This is a genomic window from Salisaeta longa DSM 21114, from assembly GCF_000419585.1.
GTDB classification, from domain to species: domain Bacteria; phylum Bacteroidota; class Rhodothermia; order Rhodothermales; family Salinibacteraceae; genus Salisaeta; species Salisaeta longa.
This window is the reverse complement of sequence record NZ_ATTH01000001.1, coordinates 3114863-3132221: the sequence shown is the minus strand read 5'-3', so window position 1 is coordinate 3132221 and position 17359 is coordinate 3114863. Positions and strand designations below refer to the sequence as shown.

Sequence of the window (17359 nt, the reverse complement as noted above, 5' to 3'; positions counted from 1 at the left end):
CGAAAGCGCTGTAACGGAATAGCTCTGCCGCGACGGGCAAGAAAAGTTACGGAATCAGCAGCCGAGGCGCTACCGCCTGAATCGGGCTCCGGCCCGTCGTCGGCAGCAGTGGAGGGTTATGTGCAGGTTTATTCACCTTCTGATGGCATCTTACCTGCGCGCAACAACCTTACGACTTCCGATACGATCTCGGTACGCACCTCCTCGCGCAACAGGCCGACTTGCCCCTCAAACAACTCGGTGTTCGTCGTAAAGAGCTTCCCCGGCCGCGCGTAGCTCACCCGCTGCAGGCTTCCCTCTCGAAAATACTCCTCGGTCAACTCGACGGCATTAGGATCTGCATATGGATTGCTCGTTACCTGACAAAGCACGTAATCACCACGACTCACGCTTGCCAGCACGACGGCCGGACGGAGCTTCGAGCGAGACAAGTCCGAAAACGGAAACAAGATGAGCACTACAGCTCCGGCTGGAGGTGCTTCCATGCCTCGTCCTCTTCGTCTCGATTCCAGTCCTCGGCGAGTGCCGCCTTGCTAAGCAAAGCCGTTTCGCCCACGCCGCGCGCGTCGGCTTCGGGCGCGTCCTCCAACACGGTGACGAGCACGCGCTGCGAAGCGTGGAGCTCAAGCGGTTCTAAAAGGCGGATGTGGCCGTGCTCGTCGACCACCGCTTCAACTGTTTTCGGCATCTCTTTGGTAAGCGCTTTTCAATCGAATACGCTACAGTCCAACCCATTCAGAGGAGACTCGGTTCGCTGCACATAACGATGAAACTCTGCCGCGAAGGGCTACGAAAACATTCGAATCAAGCAGTCGAAGCACTATCGCTGAAATCTGGCGACAGCCCTTCGTCGGCAGCAGTGTGGGGTTATACTGCTCTTGCTTTTTATTCCATGTCGTCCTCCGTTGGCTCTGGGGACGACTGCGGCGATTGGGAAAAGTCGTACACCGTGCGTCTCTGCCGGATCGTTCCGACGGCTGCTCCTACGAGGCCTCCAGTTGCACCAAGGACGATGCCCGATATCACCATAACCTCAAGAGGCGAGTAGAATTCAATGCCCTCGTTGTCATCGGTTGCCCCCGAGACAGCTCCAACCAGCACGCCGACTCCGGCACCGATAGCTGCCCCCCAGCCAAGTCCTTCAAGGGCTCCACGTCCTCTGTTATCGAACCGAACGGTTGCAACCTCGCGTGTAGGAACAGAGCGGACAGCGCCGGTCGCTGGGTCAATCCATGTCGTCCTATCGGGAGCGACGCTGACGGATCGTGCGGAGACGCTCTCGCCCGTCTGTAGCGTGAGAGTGGTCGTTCTCCCTTCTGCACGTGCGTTGAGCTCAGTTCGTGCGTTCGACGAGGCGATGTTGAAGGTCCGTGTATGAGTACAACCTGTAAGGAGTAAGCCAAAGGCAATTGCGATCACCATGCGTTTCATAGCGAGCGTAGACGTGTGGGCTGTATAACGATTGAGCTCAACTGCAATGGGCACGCTCAAGATAAGAAAGTGGTAATGGAGGTGTCACTCATCGAATTTGGCACCAGCCCATCGTCAGTCGCAGCGTTGTGTTATGCCTCCCTCCAAACGTTTGAAATTTACCGCCACTGTTCATGCCTGATCGAACAGAGTTCGGGAACCTTCACCGATCTTCACTTCGCTACTTAAGTCTCGCTTTTTTGATAGGCTACCATCTCCCGCACCCATTGCACCGACTGTTTGATCCTGATTCAGTGATTTTCCGTGGCTACTGTTCGTATGATTTGAGGAATTGTTCTCGACTGATTCTTTCTTTGGGAGAACGTATCGGACTGGTCGTTCTTCACGCACTGCCAGGCCACGCTCTACAGCTTCCATTAGCCAGTCGCGGGCCTGTCCGAGATGCAGGTCGTCGAAGTATTCACGCACATCCTGTTCACTACGAGGCTCCTTCAAAAGCGTCTTAATGGCTGGCCATACCAGTGGGAATAGCTCTGTCATGGCCTCTTGCCCCGATTGATCTTCGGCACTCTCTTCTTGAATGTTCGAAATCTCATCTTCGGACGATGCGGATTGGAATCCAAACTGCGCGACAGCTGGCTCGATATCGTCGAGCGAAACAGATCCTTTCAACCAATCCTCCACGCGAACGCCATCACGGAACACTCTCCTATCAATGGGATGACCGCCCATTTCAATGAGCTTTCGATTACCGTCGGGAATAGGCGGCTCGGCCCGCACGAACAGTGGGACCCATTCGTGTTCGAGATTCTCCGTCGCACCAGACCAAGTTCCACCGCTCCCTACTGCTGAGTGTGCGACTACTGTTCCGTCGCCGAGGGCATAGATATGTTTATTTCGATCCATCGCCTTCCAAACCTGGAACCGGGAGTTGGGATGGTACGCCGAGATCAGCGTTAGCCGATTGTCTGTGATCGCCTCACGATACTTTTTCTTCCGCGAGGTTTTTGCTAGGCCATTGGCCAACGCTCCAACGACAATGCCTCCAGCCTCTAGTGCAGCGTCCATCGATGCCTGATCCACACCACGGGCACCGCCGGACACGACGGAAACGCCTTCCTCGGCACATTGCCAGGCCAAATCGCGTACGAATGCGAGAGAAGCGTCGTCAGAATCGCGCGATCCGACCATACTAACACCTCCATACTCCAGCAGCTTCGGATCGCCTACACCGTACAGAATTGGAGGGGCCAAGTGGCGGAGCCGCCTGCGAAATCGCTTCGGATAATTATCGTCAGATCGAGCGAGAATCCAGCCCCCCTTGTTCGTCCATTCCTCGACAGCCATCGCCATCGCTGTACCACGTTGCAGAAGTGCACGAAGCCGGTCTTCAGTCAGTTTACCGTCATTGCTGAACACTGACAACTGCTCTCGACCTTCTTCATTGAGAAGATCTCCAGGCCGCATGCCGTTGTTGTTAAGCCAGTTTGCCACCTCGTTATACTGGTTACGTGTAAGGGGCTTGGCAGCACTGTCGTCATGCGAGCCAAGACGACCACAAAGCAAAAAAATAGCTTGTGCGTCAGGCTCCAGAATGTGGGGGGAATTAGACATCGAGTTACGTTGAAGTTGGGGTTGTCTGGGCAAGGGCGAAGGGGTACACCGGACCGGCTCCAGCTTCCCTTAGCAGTGCTGTCACGACGGTCATCGTCCACTTCGAGTCCACAGTGTCGTCAACCAAGAGAACCGGCGCGTTCCGAACCAGGCTGGGCGTGACATCGAAAACACCATTGAGGTTCTGCGTTTGCTGCTCGGTGTTCTCCATGTCCTTCTGAGACTCGTTGTTTTTCACCTTTTGAACGCACGGCACGAACGGCAGGTTCAGTGCGTTAGCGAGTCGACGGGCGTAGTCGGGAACGAGTTTGGGACGACCGTTTGAGGGTACACAGGTCACCCACTGCGGAGCCGGATCCGGCTTCCACCGACCTTGGATCATGTCTTGGGCTGCCTCAACGAGGCGATCATCGAAGTGCCCGTCCCGGTACTTTCCCTGTTTGACGAGTTGTCCCCATCCGGCATCGCCCCATATTGATAGCGCACGGCCTTCTTCCATCCGCAGATGGTGCTCCATGGTTCCATATGGCCCACTGTTTTCCCAACCATAGGCATCCAGAGAATCAGTGTAAGGCCACTTTTTCCGTGGCTCGATGGACACCTCGCTACGCCGGAGAAACTGTGCAGCCTCGATGGCAACGCTCTCTGGTACGGTCTCCAGGAGGAGTGGTCCTCCTGTGCAAGATGCACAGATGCCGCACGGCCCGGCGTGAGGATCGTCAAGAGCGTTTTGCAGAAAGGCCATCAGGCAGCCGTCGTGTTGCATGTACCGCTGCATTTCCCGCTGCTCTTCTCGGCGGATCTGCTTGATGGCTTCTACTTTCTCCCGATTCGGCTCGTATTGGACGGGCGTTCGGACCCATCGCGATCCTTCCTTTACAACTGGTGAGCGATCTTGAACGGATAGGAGCTTGAGAACCTGACGGATGTCTCCCTTGCGAAGGTTGATTCGCTTTTCGATGTCTCGGACCTTCAGTCCGTTTTCTGATTCCTCTAGGGCGGTGAGTACTTCGTCAACGTGCGCTTCTGCTGGAAACGAACTGCGAATGAAGTAGTCGATGATGTCGTCATCCTCCGAGCCGTGGAGGAGAATTCCATACGCCGTATTGCCGTCTCGACCGGCTCGCCCTACCTGCTGGTAGTAGTGGACAACTGAGCCGGGACGCTGGTAGTGTATGACGAAACCGAGATCGGGCTTGTCGAACCCCATCCCCAATGCAACAGTGGCGACCAGAGCCTTGACATCGTTGTCAAGAAGTGCTTGCTCCAACTTGGCTCGCTCTTGATTATCATGGCGCCCCGAGTATGGATACGCTTCAATGCCTTGCGACTGAAGCCACTCGGCGACGCGGCGCGCATCCCGTACGGTAAGCGTATAAACAATTCCGCTTCCTGGAATGTCTGGCACGTGCTTGGCTAGCCATGCCATTCGATCCGTTGGGCTCCTCATTTTCACATTCTGCAGGCGAAGGCTGGCACGCGCCAATGGCCCACGAGACACTTCAACACCTGGTCCGATTTGCTCAACGACATCTTGAACGACGCGGTCGTTAGCGGTGGCCGTTGTGCCGAGTACAGGAACGTTGCCCGGCATTGCCTGCAGAATTCGGGTGATGCGCTGATAATCAGGCCGGAAATCGTGTCCCCAGTCCGAGATGCAATGGGCTTCGTCCACGACGAACAATCCCACCCGGTCAGCAACGCGGTTGAGAACGCGTGCCCGAAACTGATCATTGGCGAGGCGTTCAGGAGAGATCAAGAGAACGTCAACGTCTCCGTGGCGGGTATCCCGCTCAACTCGATCCCACTCGTCCTGGTTCGAGGAGTTAATCGTCTCTGCGTTGATCCCGATGCGGGCAGCGGCCTCGATCTGATTTCTCATAAGAGAAAGAAGCGGAGAGATGAGGAGCGTTGGCCCTGCGCCTCGATCCCGGAGTAGGCGAGTCGCCAGAAAGTAGACCATGCTCTTCCCCCACCCTGTGCGGCGCACCAAGAGAAGGGTTTTCTGTTTAGAAACGATGTCGCGGATAGCCTCCCACTGTCCGTCTCGAAATGTAGCGGAGGGATCGTCGAGCGCTTGGCGGAGATACTTCAGGCATTGGTTCTTCAAATCCATATTCTGATGTGGCTGGTCTGAAGGAAAGACTCGATTGGACACCATAGCGAGACATGCGACTCCTGGAGGCATAACCTATACTTATGTCAACACACTTGACATAGCACGCATCCATCATTTCGCGCAAACACCTGAACGTCAATGCGATAGGTGTATCGGGCCCGGTGCTATGTCAACAAAGTGAGCATAGCACGTTATGCGATGCGGGGCGAACGGGTCATGCGAATGAAGCGTGTGACGTCTGTGCACGTATAGGATATGCTTTCCATAACCTACATGCAAGTTGATGCCCAACCGCCCACCAACGCCTCGTCCGCCGAAGCTGCTGGACTGCGTGCGCCATGCGTGCCGACGGCTGCATTATAGCATCCATACCGAAAAAGCGTACGTGCGCTGGGTGACGCGGTATGTGCTCTTCCACGACACGCGCCATCCGAAATCGCTCGCCGCACGCCACGTTCGAGCGTTCCTGAACCATCTTGCGGTTGATAAGCAGGTGGCGGCCTCCACGCAAAACCAGGCGCTCAATGCGCTCGTGTTTCTCTATGATCGCGTGTTGGAGATCGAACTGGGCGCGATTGGTGACATCACGCCGCCGCAGCACCCGACGCGGCTTCCGGTGGTCTGTACGCGGGCGGAGGTGCAGGCGGTGTTGCAGCGCATAACGGGCACGAATCAGCTTGTGGCGTTACTGCTGTATGGGGCGGGACTACGCCTTTCGGAGGCACTGCGCCTTCGTGTCAAGGATGTGGATCTGGAGCGCGGCGAAATCACGGTGCGCGACGGGAAAGGTGCCAAAGACCGCGTGACGATGCTGCCGAATCGGGCCAAGCCGCGCCTCACGCATCAGATCAAGGCCTGAAAGATCTTGCACGATGAGAATTGGGCTGCGGGATACGGAACGGTGCATCTGCCCCATGCCCTCGCCCGAAAGTATCCGAATGCAGAATCATCCAGGTCTCTGCTCATCGACCACGGCCGCAACCGTTTTCGGCCTTGCTTTCCTCGAACGCTGTTCGATCAAATACGCAATGCGCTAACTTTCTCATAAGCAACTCGGTTCGCTGCACATTACGGGCTTAGTCACCTGTCCCGGTCCTTTCGGTCTGGGCGCTTTTCAGTCGGAAAACCATCTGACGAAACGGCAGCGAGTACGCGAGGGGACAGATGCAACTTCGGGTTATGTGGCTTGGGGTGCGGGTCGTACGGCCGTTCGCTCTATGAATGCAACTGCATTCGCAACCCCGTCCTCGCGTTGGATTTTCTCTCCAAGTGCTGCCGCGCTTTGGCGGATCTCTAGGCTTCCCGTTGCCTCACGAAGTGCAGCGGCCAGCCGCTCTGCCGTCAGGTTTTTCTGTGGAATTGGTGCTGGTCCCGCCCCGGCTTCATGGACGCGCCGGCCCCAGAACGGCTGGTCGCCGAAAAACGGGCAGATGACCGTCGTCCGCCCGGCGCGGAGTCCGGCTGCCGTGGTCCCGGCCCCACCGTGATGAACCACAGCGGCAACGCGAGGAAACAACCAGTCGTGAGGCACTTGGCCCAGAAGATACACCGATTCGGGCAGTTCACCCGCCGCGATCCCGCCCCAGCCGCTCGCGAGAACGCCTCGGAGTCCCGCCCGCCTCAGCGCGTCGAGCACGATGCTCGTCGTGCGTTCGGGATCCCGGCCTGCCATACTCCCAAACCCGACGTAGACGGGTAGCGGTCCGGCGGCTAAAAACGCTTTCAACGCGGCTGGTGGCGTCCAGTCTCTCGGGCGATCAAGAAACCAGTACCCGGTCGTCGCAACGCCGCTGCTCGGCCAATCAGGCGGGTCGGGGGCGACATGCCTGCTCCACGCGTTCAGAAAGGGCACCTGTGCGCCGCTACGCCTGTGCGCAATGTCTGTGCTGCGCGGTTGGGCGGGCAGCCCGTGCGCCTTGCGCCACGACGCATACAGCCACCGGCTCGCGGCGCTTACGACGGCAAGGACGAGGCGGTGCGTCGCGCGGTTGTACGCGGCCGTAAGCCGGCGGCCAAACTGGAATCTTGGGAAACCGGGATTGGGGTAAGCGCCGGTTGGGAGAAATATTGGAAAGAGGGGAGCCAGCACGGCAGGGATCCCAAGTCGCTCAGCGTAGTGAAGCGCGATAGCCATTTTCGGGTGGTACACGATGACATCGGGATTCGCTTCTTGAGCGGCTGCCCACCCGTCGCTCTGCAGATCGCGCTGGATCTTGAGCGACCGCTGGATCAGACCGATCAGCGCCCGTATCCCGTAGATCTCACCGCCCGCTCCTGCAATGGCAGTTCGCCCCTCAGGCGTTTCCACGAGCGCAACGAGATCATCACTAAGGCGCCCATAGCTCAGTCCACGCTCGGTGACGAGGGACGCGTAGCGCGTGCTCGTGCACACGGTAACGGCGTGACCGGCCCGGTGCAGGCCCTCAGCCAAGGCGATGTATGGCTGCACGTCGCCTCGCGTACCAATGGTAGCAACAAAAACATTCATTCGATCTTCGGCTGAAAGGTTCTACGCCTTTTTTGTGCTGAGGATGGCGGTACCCAGAGCTTAGAAACGTCAAACAGAGGTAAGAAGCAACGCGCGGTGGTGCCACTCCAAGACGGCCAGCCCGCCAACGTAGACCGCCTCGCCGACGAGATGAATGAACGCAAACGGCGTTGCGGTCGCGGAGAACGTCGCCACCAACCCCAAACACACAGGGACCCACGCCAGGTTGGCGCACACCAGTAATCTGATCAGCCGCATCGGTCGCTCTGATCGGATGGCTAGCGAGAAGGAAAAGGAGGCGTACAGCAGGTTGACCGCGCCGGTGAAGAGCAACACTTCCTGCGGCAGCCCCTCTAAGCGGCTGAGCCACCCGCTGAGCGCGAGCACCGTGCCGCCGGCCAGGGCGGCACCGATGCAGTCCACCCACAGCAACTTCTTGAAGAACAAGGCTCGTTTGATCGTCCGTTTCATAAGCCATACCCCCACCTACCATGGACGGCAGCGGCGTATGGCCGGCACCGGGCAGCGGCTAACAAGCGGTTTCAATGACATGCCGCCATATGCAATCGGGCAATTCCGGATGCCCTCCGTCGCTCTCTCATGCTGTCAGAACGAGGGGTTCGTTTCTATGGTTGCATACGTAGCTGCTGCCCGGGCAATCTATTCCCGGCTCCGACAAGGTGCAACGGCAGGATCTGCCGGGCCGGAGACCAGCGGCCGCCCACGCCATCGCGCGAGCGACGGAGATCCGTGGTGGTCAGGGCGCGGCAGCAGCATCGTCCGGCGCGCTCAGGTGCGTGTGATGGAAGCCCCTTGTTCGCTTGAGGCCGTAGCCCAGCGCACGGTCCAGGCCGATGTGGGCGGTCCAGATGAGCGCCCCGGCGAGGGCAAGGGAGATGTCCGCGGCAAACCCAACGGCGCCGAGTCCCAGCGGCGCGATGTACGTATGCCCGGTGTTGTAGAGGTGCGCGCCGAGACGCGGCCCGGCCAGGTAGCCGGCCATGGACAGGTCTGGAACGAGCAGGAGGGCAGCAAACATCCACCAGGACGCGTCGAGGGGAGCGTAGAGCGCGAGGGCGGCCATCAGGACAGCAAGCCCTTCCAGGCGGAGGAGAAGTCGGGGCGTCATAGCAGAGACGACAGGTAGAAACCACGGGCGGCGGGTGAGGCGTCAAGCTTAAGCGGCTCCAACAAGCGAATATGGCTCCGCCCGTCGAGCGTCAGATACCGCATCCGGCCAAGCGACGGTAGCGTTCGGCGTTCTTCGCCAAGACGTGTTGCGCTGCCTGTTCGAAGTCGTCGTCCAAGCTTTTGAACTGCTCCTCGACGCTGCGTCGCACGAGATCTTCAGCCGTAACATCAAGCCGCTGGGCGAGCGCCTCAAGGCGATCGGCCGTCTCGTCTCAAAGGTTAATGGTAAACGTCTTCATTGTCGTAGAGCAGCAGTTGGTGGATGTCATTTTAACGCAGAGCGACCACCGGGTTTCCTCAGAAGACGCTCCGGCTATGCAACGGTATACCACGACTCCCAACGTACGACTAAAGCAGAAGAGACGCTGCCTTATCTCGACGCAAAACAGTAGCAAGGAGCCTAGACCTTCGGTCCAGATTGAAGATACTTTTTGATCACACGCCGCCGCTACACCCCAGGTCACACGCTCGGCCCAGGCCGCTGCTCAGCGATCGTTGTTGAGCAGGCGCTGCAGGTCGTCGCGCATGCGCTCTACCGGAAACACCCCAAGCACGCGCTGCACGATCTTTCCTTCACGATTGACCACCAGCGTTGTGGGCAGTCCCATGATGGGGCCGAGTGGGTCGTCGAGCGCGCCGGTGGAGTCGATGACGATTGGGTAGTTGATCTCATATTCGCGCACGAACGGCCGGACCTTCGACGCCCCTTCGCGGTCGAGCGCTACGCCCACGATGGTGAGGCCCGCGGGGCCCATCGCCCGCTGCAGCTCCACAAGGTCCGGTATTTCGGCGCGGCACGGCGGGCACCAGGTGGCCCAGAAGTTGATGAGCAGCACGCCGTCATGACTGGCCAGGGCCAGCGAATCGCCCCGCAACGTCGCCACGGTGGTATCGGGCACGGGCTGCGGCGGCGTCACGTCGCGCACCAGGTCTTGCGTGACGGCTTGGGTGGTGCGCGGCGCCTCGGACGGGTCGGGCGCGTCCGACGATTTTCCGCACCCACTAAGCGTAACAAACAGGCCAATGAGTGCAGCAGACAATAGACGGGTCATGCGGTGGAGCCGGTGTGTTGAGCCAAAGCATTGCGGACGGCCTCGGCGGTCACGTCGAAGTGCGAGGCATGGTACACCACCGCGTCCCCATCCAGCAGGATAACCTGCGGCGTTTCGTGCCGGAGGTCCAGCGTGTCGGCAATGGCATCGGAGATGGCGCGGTCGGTTTGCACCGTCACCCGATACACGGGCGGATCCTCGTCGTTCGACAGCTGATCCATCGCTCGATGCGCCTTGGCGCTTACCGGACAGCTGTTGCTGTGCTTGAAAATAACGACGGGTTCCTCTTGCGCATGCGCTTGGGCACGCGTCCAGTCATCCAGTTCGTGCATGGTGCAGTAGGGTACGCAGGGCATAACATTGAAGGCCATTGGTGAAAGCATCCGCTACTACGGAAGTGCCACACGCGCCAAAAACATTACACGCCCCACCGAAGTGCCGTAAAGTCTTTACGAACCGGACCTCACGGACGGCTCGGCGGCGTGGGGATGGGCGTGACGGCCACCACGGTTGAGAGCTCGCTGGTGGCGCCGCCGCTTCCCACAGCCACCACGCCGTAGTAGTACGTGGTGCCGTTGGTTACGTTGGCATCGGTGTAGGAAGACTGAGTGACCGCCGCACTGTTCACGGGCGAGCGGCCCTCGACCGAGGAAAAGGACGACGTGGCGCGGTACACGTTTACGCCCTCCACCGCGGCGGGCACGCGCCACTGCAGCGTCACTTGCCCGTCGCCCGAGAGCGCTTGCACGTTGGTGGGCGCCGCCGGGGGCGTGGCACTACCGCCGCCGTCGCACGCACTGCCAGCCAGCCATAGCGCCAGCAAAAGACTTCCGAGGAGCACACGTCGCATCATCATAAAAAGCTGTTGGTAAGCACGAAGGGGGGAACGAAGCGGCGCAGCGTGACGCTACTGCACCACCATAATCTTGCGCGTGGCGGTGTCGGCGTCCGCCTGCAACCGGACGAGGTAGAGGCCACTGGCCAATCCCTTCGGCCGCCACGTCACCTCGTGATTGCCGGCCGCCTGCTGCCGCTGCACGACGCGCTGCACCGCGCGCCCCAGCACATCGTAGATGGTGAGCTGCACGCGCGCGGCCTCGGGCAGGCTGTAGCGGAAGGTGGTGGCCCGGCGCACCGGATTCGGGTACGCGGGCTTGAGCCCAAAGGTGGACGGCGCCGCGGCTTGCTGCTGCGCGTTGAGATAGGCGGGCGTGCCCACAAGCAGCGCTAGCCCGGCCGCGGGGCGGAGCGTCACGGGCGCCTGGAGCCTGTGCAGCTGTCCCGAGCGCGTGTCGAGCACCGCGGCGCGGTAGCCCTGCGGCAGGTTGCCGGATAGCTGCAGGCGCACAGCGGCCCCTTCCGGCAAGCCCTGAAGACTCAGCGGATACGTCGCGCCTTCCGAGGGCAGCGGGCGAACGTCGGTAGCGCGGTGGGCGCGCCGCGGCTGTGGGGTGTTGCTTTGCAGGCGGAGCGCAAACACGCGTCCGGGCGCGGCGGGCGCGTACACGTCGTAGCGGTCGGCGCCGGGTGCGGCCTCCGGGCGCCAGCGCAGCCGCACGCGGCTCTGGTGGGCGCCGTGCTGGGCCGTAAGCATCACGCCATCTGGCGACGCCGCTTCCTTCTGCGCGCGCAGCGCGTTGGCCGACGCGCCCGTAGGATACGGAATGCGCAGCGCCTCCAGCCCCGCGTCGTTCAGGAAGTAGAAGGCCTCACCGGTCACGGCACTTGCAAAGGTCGGCGCCTGCGCGAACGTCCCGTCGAACGCCCACAGCGGCTGTAGCGTGCCGCCGTTGGCCGTTTCCACCGCGCTCCAGGGCACCGGTACGCCCAACGGATTGGCGATGATGTTCCACCCGTCGTGCAGCGGAATTTCGGCGGTGCCGCCCTGCAAGGCGACCGTCGGTATGGTGCCGCTGAAGGTCCAATCCTCGGCGCTGATGAACCAAAACCCGCGCCCGGGCGCAAACTGGAAACGGTCGGGGTTCTCCTGGAAGCGGACAAAGTAGTTGCTGTCCTGGCCGTTGTCCCACACGGCTTGCCAGTCGACGCCGGCGTCACCGAAGAGCGTCTCCTGCAACGGCACCTCCACCTGACCGGGCAATGCAATGAGGCGATAGTTGGCCGCGTCGCCCAATCCGTCGAATGCACGCGTGATGGACGGCGACAGCTCGCTGGGGCGGGTGATGCCTTCGAGGTCGCCCTCGCGCAGCGCCATGAGCTGATAGCCTTCGTTCGGTGTCACGCTATCGGGGGCGTCGTTGTACTGCCCCAGGACACCGGTAAACGAGGCAATGGACGGGATGGAGGCGCCGGCATACGGCGATCCCTCGGGCACGCGCAGCTGCCCCGTCGCGCCTTGCGATCCGGTCACGGTGTAGTTTGTGGATGCGGCAAAGCTTCCGGTGGCTTCAAACGTGAGCCCCGTGACTTCTACGAGCTCACTTTCGTACGCCTCGCCGCCGCCGTTGGCCAGCTCGGCCAGGGTGATGGGCGTGGGTGCCGGCAGCGGTTGTCCGGAAGCCTGCACGGTGTAGCCGCTGCCCACTTGCGCAAGCTGCAGCAGCCCGGCAAACACATCCACGACGCCCGTCACGCGTACCGAGTCGCCCACGGCTACCCCGTCGGCCATGGCGCTCGAAAAGACGGCGATGCCCGCGTTGCCATCCTGCAAGTAGACGGTGTCGCTCCCGTCGATGCGCGTGACCAGGCCCTTGGTGGTCACGGCCGTCCCCAGCGGCTGACTCCGGGCTTCGGCCAGCGATATGACGTCGCTCGCGTCAATGCCAAACGCCCGCTCGGCGAGCGTCGGGTCTACAATAAACGGATTCAGCTTGTTGTCCTGATAGCTCGCAATGATGGCGTTGCGCCGCACCTCCTCGGCATCGGGCGCATCTTGGGCATTCCACTGCAAGAGCGTGGCGCGCTGCGTGTTGAAAAAGCCCAGATTGGCCCGGTCCGGATAAATGGCCCGAAAGTAGAGCGCCGCACGCGCGACGTTGCCCTTTACCACTTCCCGCGGTTCAAAGCGGTGGTCGTCGCGATCAGACGGCGACGTGTTTGCTTCGCTCCATCCGTCGATGTTCGATGCTGGAATCGTCGACTGGCTCTGCTCCAGGATGTACCACGTGTCCGTTGCGCTGTCGGGAATGTCGGCATACGGATAGTTGCTTCGGGCGCTATTGACCGCCCCGCGCGAGGGCCGCAAGATGTGAATGTTGCTGCGCGCCGGCTCTTCGCCCGCGCCCAGGCTCTGCGGCCAGGTATGCTCGGTGTTCATCCCCTCGTCGCCCACATCCTGGCTTGGGTCGCCGGTGCCGTCAATCGTGGCCTGAAGGCCGGTATAGATGCCCTCCACCTGTCCGTTCTCGTTGTAGATGCGCCCGTACAGCGTATCGCGGGCAATACCGTATCCCAGCGTCGTCGGGTCTCCAAAGTCTTGGCGGATCTGCGTGAGGAGCTCTGCCCCTTCCAGGCCCGGATACAACGTGGTGGTGGCCGTCGCGCTATCCAAAATCCACAGCGTAAACTGCTGCGGAAGGCCGCTGGCCACGTCGGGCGAGGAGACCGTAAGCTCCAGCCGCTCGACGCCTTCGTCGGTCCCGTCGGCTTGTGGGTCGAGGGTGAGCGTGCGCGCCGGGTTGGTGTCGGAGAGCGTGAACGTCTCGGAGCCGGCCAGGCCCGTAGCGTCGGTGCCCGCGGTGGCCGTCCCACCGGCCGACACGGTAACGGACGCGCTCTGCCCGCTAGCAAACGACTGCGCGCGGACCGTCACCGACACGGCGCCATCGGCTTCCAGCGCCACGTCATACAACCGGTTGAACGCCACAGACGGCGCGTCGGCCAGGTCGCTCGGGCGCACCGGGATGAGCTGGTATCCGCTGCTCGTCCCGCCATCGGGCGCAAACTGCCCGACCACGCCGGTGTACGTGAACGCCCCGGGCGGGATGGGGGTGCCGTCGAGCGCCGACTCGTCGGTGCCCTGCACACGGAAGTCGAAGAAGCGCGTGCCATTGTACGCCTGGTAGGTGGTGCCCGCCTCAAACGTGCCGCTGCTTGTAAGCGTCAGCCCGTCGATGCGCACCAGCTCGCTCTCGTAGTCTTCCCCGTCGCTGGCCAACGTACCGAGCGTAACATCTTGCGGCGCCGGCACGGTGCCCGCCCCTTGCACGGTGTAACTCGACAGGTCGCCGCCGTTGATTTGCAGCAGGCCGTTAAAGGCCGAGAGCGTGCCGCTCACGCGAAGCTGCGTACCGCGCTGGATCGTGCCGTCTTGAATGTCGCTGTTGAAGGTGCCGCTCGTCTGGCGGATGACCAACGCGCTCGCACCGGTCGGCCCGCTCGTATCTTGCAATCGTACGTAGGCACCAAAGGCCCGCGTGACGGTGCCCTCAACCGTCACCGAGGCGCCCACGCCGGCCGCGCGGGCATCGGCAATGGACTGCACCTGTGCGTGGGCGTCGGGGGTGAGGCCCACAGCCAGCAAGAGGGCAACAAAGCCAAGGGTACAGCGGCGTATCAAAGAGTGCATACCATCAAGAGAAAAACCAAAAGGGGGGGCGTTCCGCAGCACGCGCGAAGTGCTGCGGCCATTTAACGTACCAGTGCTGCATCAAAAAAGCAGGGATGACCCCGAAAGATCATCCCTGCTTAATTATCTCCTCACATCAACCGTCCGGTTAGTTGCCAAACTGAAGGCCGCTCACCCGGATGTCGTCCACTTGCCACAACGACGCGCTATCTGGCGCGCTGGAGCGATACTGGAACGCGATGTGAACACTCGCATCTTGAAACTCCGCGTCGGTCAGATCAATTGCGCCCGACGACACAAATTCGTATCCCCCAGTAGAGAAGTTCTGCACGCGATCCGTGATATCGGTCCAATCCGCGGTCGTCGGGTCGCCCGAGCCGCTGTAGTTGGTCGACACCCACACACGCAGCGGCTGTTCGGTGCCGCTGTCGCCGAAGTTCTTCGCGTTCTGGAAGGTGAGCGTTTCATCTTCCACGCCCGTCAGATCAAACGCCGGCGTAATGAGCCAGTCCTCGGAGGCTTCGTCAGCGCCAAAACCGCTGACTTTGGCATACGGCGAGAGCGGCTCTCCACTAAAGCTGTCGATGAACCAGTCCTCATTGCTCGCTACGCTGTACGCCGTCATAGGCGCAAGGGTACCGTCAGCAAAATCGACATCCACCAGATTCACCTGCGAGATGCTCTTGCCCTCTAGGTCGCTGGCAAGGAGCCCCAGCAACTGATAGCCGTCATCGGGCTCATCGGCGCCACCAAAGCCAAAGTTAAACTGGCTCAGGACGCCCGTGAACGTACCGCCGTCCGGAATAGACTGCCCGATGAGCGCGGAGCCGTCGGGAATGCGGAGGGTGGAGGAGCCCGAAGGATCCTGCACGGTGTAGTTGCTTCCGCCCTGGAAGGTGTTATCGCCGCCGTCGTCGATCACGAAGTTCTCAACGCGCACCAGCTCGCTTTCGTACTGCTCGCCGTTGGCGGTGATTTCGCCCAGCGATACAGACTGCGTGGCGGGAAGCTGCACGCCCTGTTCGAGCACGCGCACACCCGCCGTGCCGACATCGCTCACCTGAAAGAGTCCGCTGAAGTAGCCTGTGGTGCCCGTGATGAGCACGCGGTCGCCGGGTGCCACGGCGGCCTTTGCCTCGGAGTCGAAGACGTAGAGCGCGCCGGTGTCATCTTGCAGGAAGAAGCCGTCGCTGTCCTCACGCGTCACGATGCCATCGACCACCACCTCGTCGCCCGCAGCTTGCGCGCGGGCTTCTTGCATGGTCGCCGGGATGTCGTTCTCCTGGACGGTCAGCGTGAACGTGCTCGTCTCGCCAAGCGCGGCCCCCGCGTTGGGATTGCGCAGCTCAAACACGAGCGTTTCGTCGCCCTCAAGATATTCGGTGTCTTCTACCAGCTCGAAGGTGAACGGCACTGTCCCGTTCGAGGTGATACTCTTGGGCAGGCGCACCGTCATCGAATCGGGCAGCTGCACTTCCGAAGCGCTCAGTGTGCTCTGATTGGATACAGCCACTTCCACGCTCAGCGGCTTGTAGCCGGGGTCGTTGGTGCCAATCTCAATCGTCACCGCACCGGCTCCTTCCGAGACCGTGGCCTGGGGCTGTGCAAAGGAAATCGTCGTATTGCTCCCCAGTTCGTCTGGAACGCCTGTGCCGCTGTCGCAGCCAGTGAGCACCAGCCCCGCGAACAGGACAAGGGATGCAAGGATTTTGTAAGTGGTAGGCATAAGTCGTTGAAAGACGCAATGAGACATAGGGCGCAGTCCGTGCGACGCACGCGCCCTCGCGCACGTCGCCGAACCTCAAATCATGCAGGCGCTACTTGCCGGTGACCACGATGTTGTCGACCTCCCAGGCCTCAGACGTCCCAGGACCGGTACCGCTTGAGATGTACTGAAAGGCGATGTACACTTCCTCGCCCTGAAATTGATCGCCCCTGAGGTCGATCTCACCAGAGGATACAAAGTTGAAACCACCCTCCGAGTACGTTACCTGATCGGAGATGTCGATCCACGTGAACTCGCTCGCGGTGGGGTCGCTACTGCCGTCGTAATCGGTGGATACCTTCACGAGAAGCGCCTCTTGCACGCCCTCCGGAAGTCCGCCATCGTCAAAATTCGTGGCGTTCAAGAACGACAATGTCTCGCCCTCAAAGTTGTTGAAGTTAAGGGCTGGGGTGATCAGCCAGTCGTTGGCGGGCTCACTTCCTCCAAACCCATTGGCCACCGCGTACGGAACGTTATCCGCACCGCCGGCGGTGCTCGTCCCCCAGTCGTTGCTGCTAGCCACGCTTATGGCCGTCATCGGGTCGAGCGCATCGTCCGCGAAGTCCTCCGCGAAAATTTGAATCGCACCAAGTTTCACAGCAAGCTGTTCATCGGGCGATACGGTTGCTCCACCGGTTACATTCTGGAAGACAAAGATACCTTCTTCCTGGTCTTCTGTTGAATCTGCATCCTGAATGGGGAGGCTGATCGTTTGCGTAGCGCCGCTTTCGGCGCCCACTGGAAAGGTGACCGTTCCGGCTACGTAGGCCGTTCCATCGTCATTGACGGCCGCATCGGCCGGCAGGTTAAAGTCGGATGGTTCAGTAGAGCTCACTGAATCCCCGTTCGCGTACAGGATCTCTGCTGTAACCTCATTGCTCGGGGGATTGGTCAGTACCGCTGTAATCTCAACGGTGCCCGACTCCTCCGTGATGGCAATTTCTGGTTCCTGGAAGGAAAGGGTGGGCGGGGCCGGGTCTACCGCTTCCCCGGGGGCGACGCCGCTGTCGCAGGCCGTAAAGAGCCCGCCGGCCAGCACACACACCGCCGCAATTGCAAATAGTCGTTTCATGGAAATCATGGGTTGTCGTCGTCTAAACAGTGGACCGCGCAGATGCAAACACCCCGCGAGGCGATGGCCGGCGCATGCCCGCCACCGCCTCGTCGGGTC

The 17359-nt window shown here is 60.9% G+C and carries 14 protein-coding genes; 1 reads left to right on the top strand and 13 read right to left on the bottom strand.

Going from position 1 to position 17359, the window contains the following annotated elements:
- Window positions 1-128 precede the first annotated feature (128 nt).
- The 4 genes from SALLO_RS0113060 to SALLO_RS17215 all read right to left on the bottom strand — a co-directional run bounded on the left by SALLO_RS0113060 (window position 129) and on the right by SALLO_RS17215 (window position 5161).
- The gene (locus SALLO_RS0113060) at window positions 129-485 is read right to left on the bottom strand and encodes a type II toxin-antitoxin system PemK/MazF family toxin (RefSeq protein WP_022836751.1); all 357 of its coding nucleotides are present in this window, start codon (window positions 483-485) and stop codon (window positions 129-131) included.
- The gene (locus tag SALLO_RS0113055) at window positions 458-688 is read right to left on the bottom strand and encodes a hypothetical protein (protein ID WP_022836750.1); all 231 of its coding nucleotides are present in this window, start codon (window positions 686-688) and stop codon (window positions 458-460) included. Before SALLO_RS0113055 ends, SALLO_RS0113060 begins: the two co-directional genes overlap by 28 nt.
- 914 nt (window positions 689-1602) lie before the next feature.
- Entirely contained in the window at window positions 1603-3045 is a 1443-nt protein-coding gene (locus SALLO_RS17220; protein WP_022836748.1) for a DNA-processing protein DprA, read from the bottom strand.
- Between the two features lie 4 nt (window positions 3046-3049).
- Window positions 3050-5161: a RecQ family ATP-dependent DNA helicase gene (locus SALLO_RS17215; protein ID WP_022836747.1), complete on the bottom strand. Its 2112-nt coding sequence runs from the start codon at window positions 5159-5161 to the stop codon at window positions 3050-3052.
- A 286-nt stretch (window positions 5162-5447) separates the two neighbouring features.
- Here SALLO_RS17215 and SALLO_RS17210 point away from each other — a divergent pair, with 286 nt between their 5' ends.
- Complete coding sequence (locus SALLO_RS17210; protein ID WP_051141392.1) at window positions 5448-6023, top strand: phage integrase N-terminal SAM-like domain-containing protein; 576 nt, start codon at window positions 5448-5450, stop codon at window positions 6021-6023.
- Window positions 6024-6341: 318 nt separating this feature from the next.
- Here SALLO_RS17210 and SALLO_RS0113030 read toward each other — a convergent pair whose 3' ends face one another.
- The 9 genes from SALLO_RS0113030 to SALLO_RS0112985 form a co-directional block, all read right to left on the bottom strand.
- Window positions 6342-7652, bottom strand: coding sequence for a glycosyltransferase (locus tag SALLO_RS0113030; RefSeq protein WP_022836746.1), 1311 nt, complete (start codon window positions 7650-7652; stop codon window positions 6342-6344).
- 69 nt (window positions 7653-7721) lie between these two features.
- Window positions 7722-8123, bottom strand: a complete 402-nt coding sequence (locus SALLO_RS0113025; protein WP_022836745.1) for a hypothetical protein — start codon at window positions 8121-8123, stop codon at window positions 7722-7724.
- Between the two features lie 286 nt (window positions 8124-8409).
- Window positions 8410-8781 (bottom strand): DUF4260 domain-containing protein, encoded by a 372-nt coding sequence (locus SALLO_RS0113020; RefSeq protein WP_022836744.1) that lies wholly within the window; start codon window positions 8779-8781, stop codon window positions 8410-8412.
- A 547-nt stretch (window positions 8782-9328) separates the two neighbouring features.
- Window positions 9329-9895 (bottom strand): TlpA family protein disulfide reductase, encoded by a 567-nt coding sequence (locus SALLO_RS0113015; protein WP_022836743.1) that lies wholly within the window; start codon window positions 9893-9895, stop codon window positions 9329-9331.
- Entirely contained in the window at window positions 9892-10251 is a 360-nt protein-coding gene (ytxJ, locus tag SALLO_RS0113010) for a bacillithiol system redox-active protein YtxJ (RefSeq protein WP_051141460.1), read from the bottom strand. Before ytxJ ends, SALLO_RS0113015 begins: the two co-directional genes overlap by 4 nt.
- Window positions 10252-10358: 107 nt before the next feature.
- Window positions 10359-10751 (bottom strand): cellulose-binding protein, encoded by a 393-nt coding sequence (locus SALLO_RS0113005; protein WP_022836741.1) that lies wholly within the window; start codon window positions 10749-10751, stop codon window positions 10359-10361.
- 51 nt (window positions 10752-10802) lie between these two features.
- Window positions 10803-14423, bottom strand: a complete 3621-nt coding sequence (locus SALLO_RS0113000; protein WP_022836740.1) for an endonuclease — start codon at window positions 14421-14423, stop codon at window positions 10803-10805.
- A gap of 148 nt (window positions 14424-14571) precedes the next feature.
- Complete coding sequence (locus tag SALLO_RS17200) at window positions 14572-16149, bottom strand: choice-of-anchor J domain-containing protein (RefSeq protein ID WP_022836739.1); 1578 nt, start codon at window positions 16147-16149, stop codon at window positions 14572-14574.
- Between the two features lie 91 nt (window positions 16150-16240).
- Window positions 16241-17260 (bottom strand): choice-of-anchor J domain-containing protein, encoded by a 1020-nt coding sequence (locus tag SALLO_RS0112985; RefSeq protein ID WP_157621464.1) that lies wholly within the window; start codon window positions 17258-17260, stop codon window positions 16241-16243.
- Window positions 17261-17359: the final 99 nt, after the last annotated feature.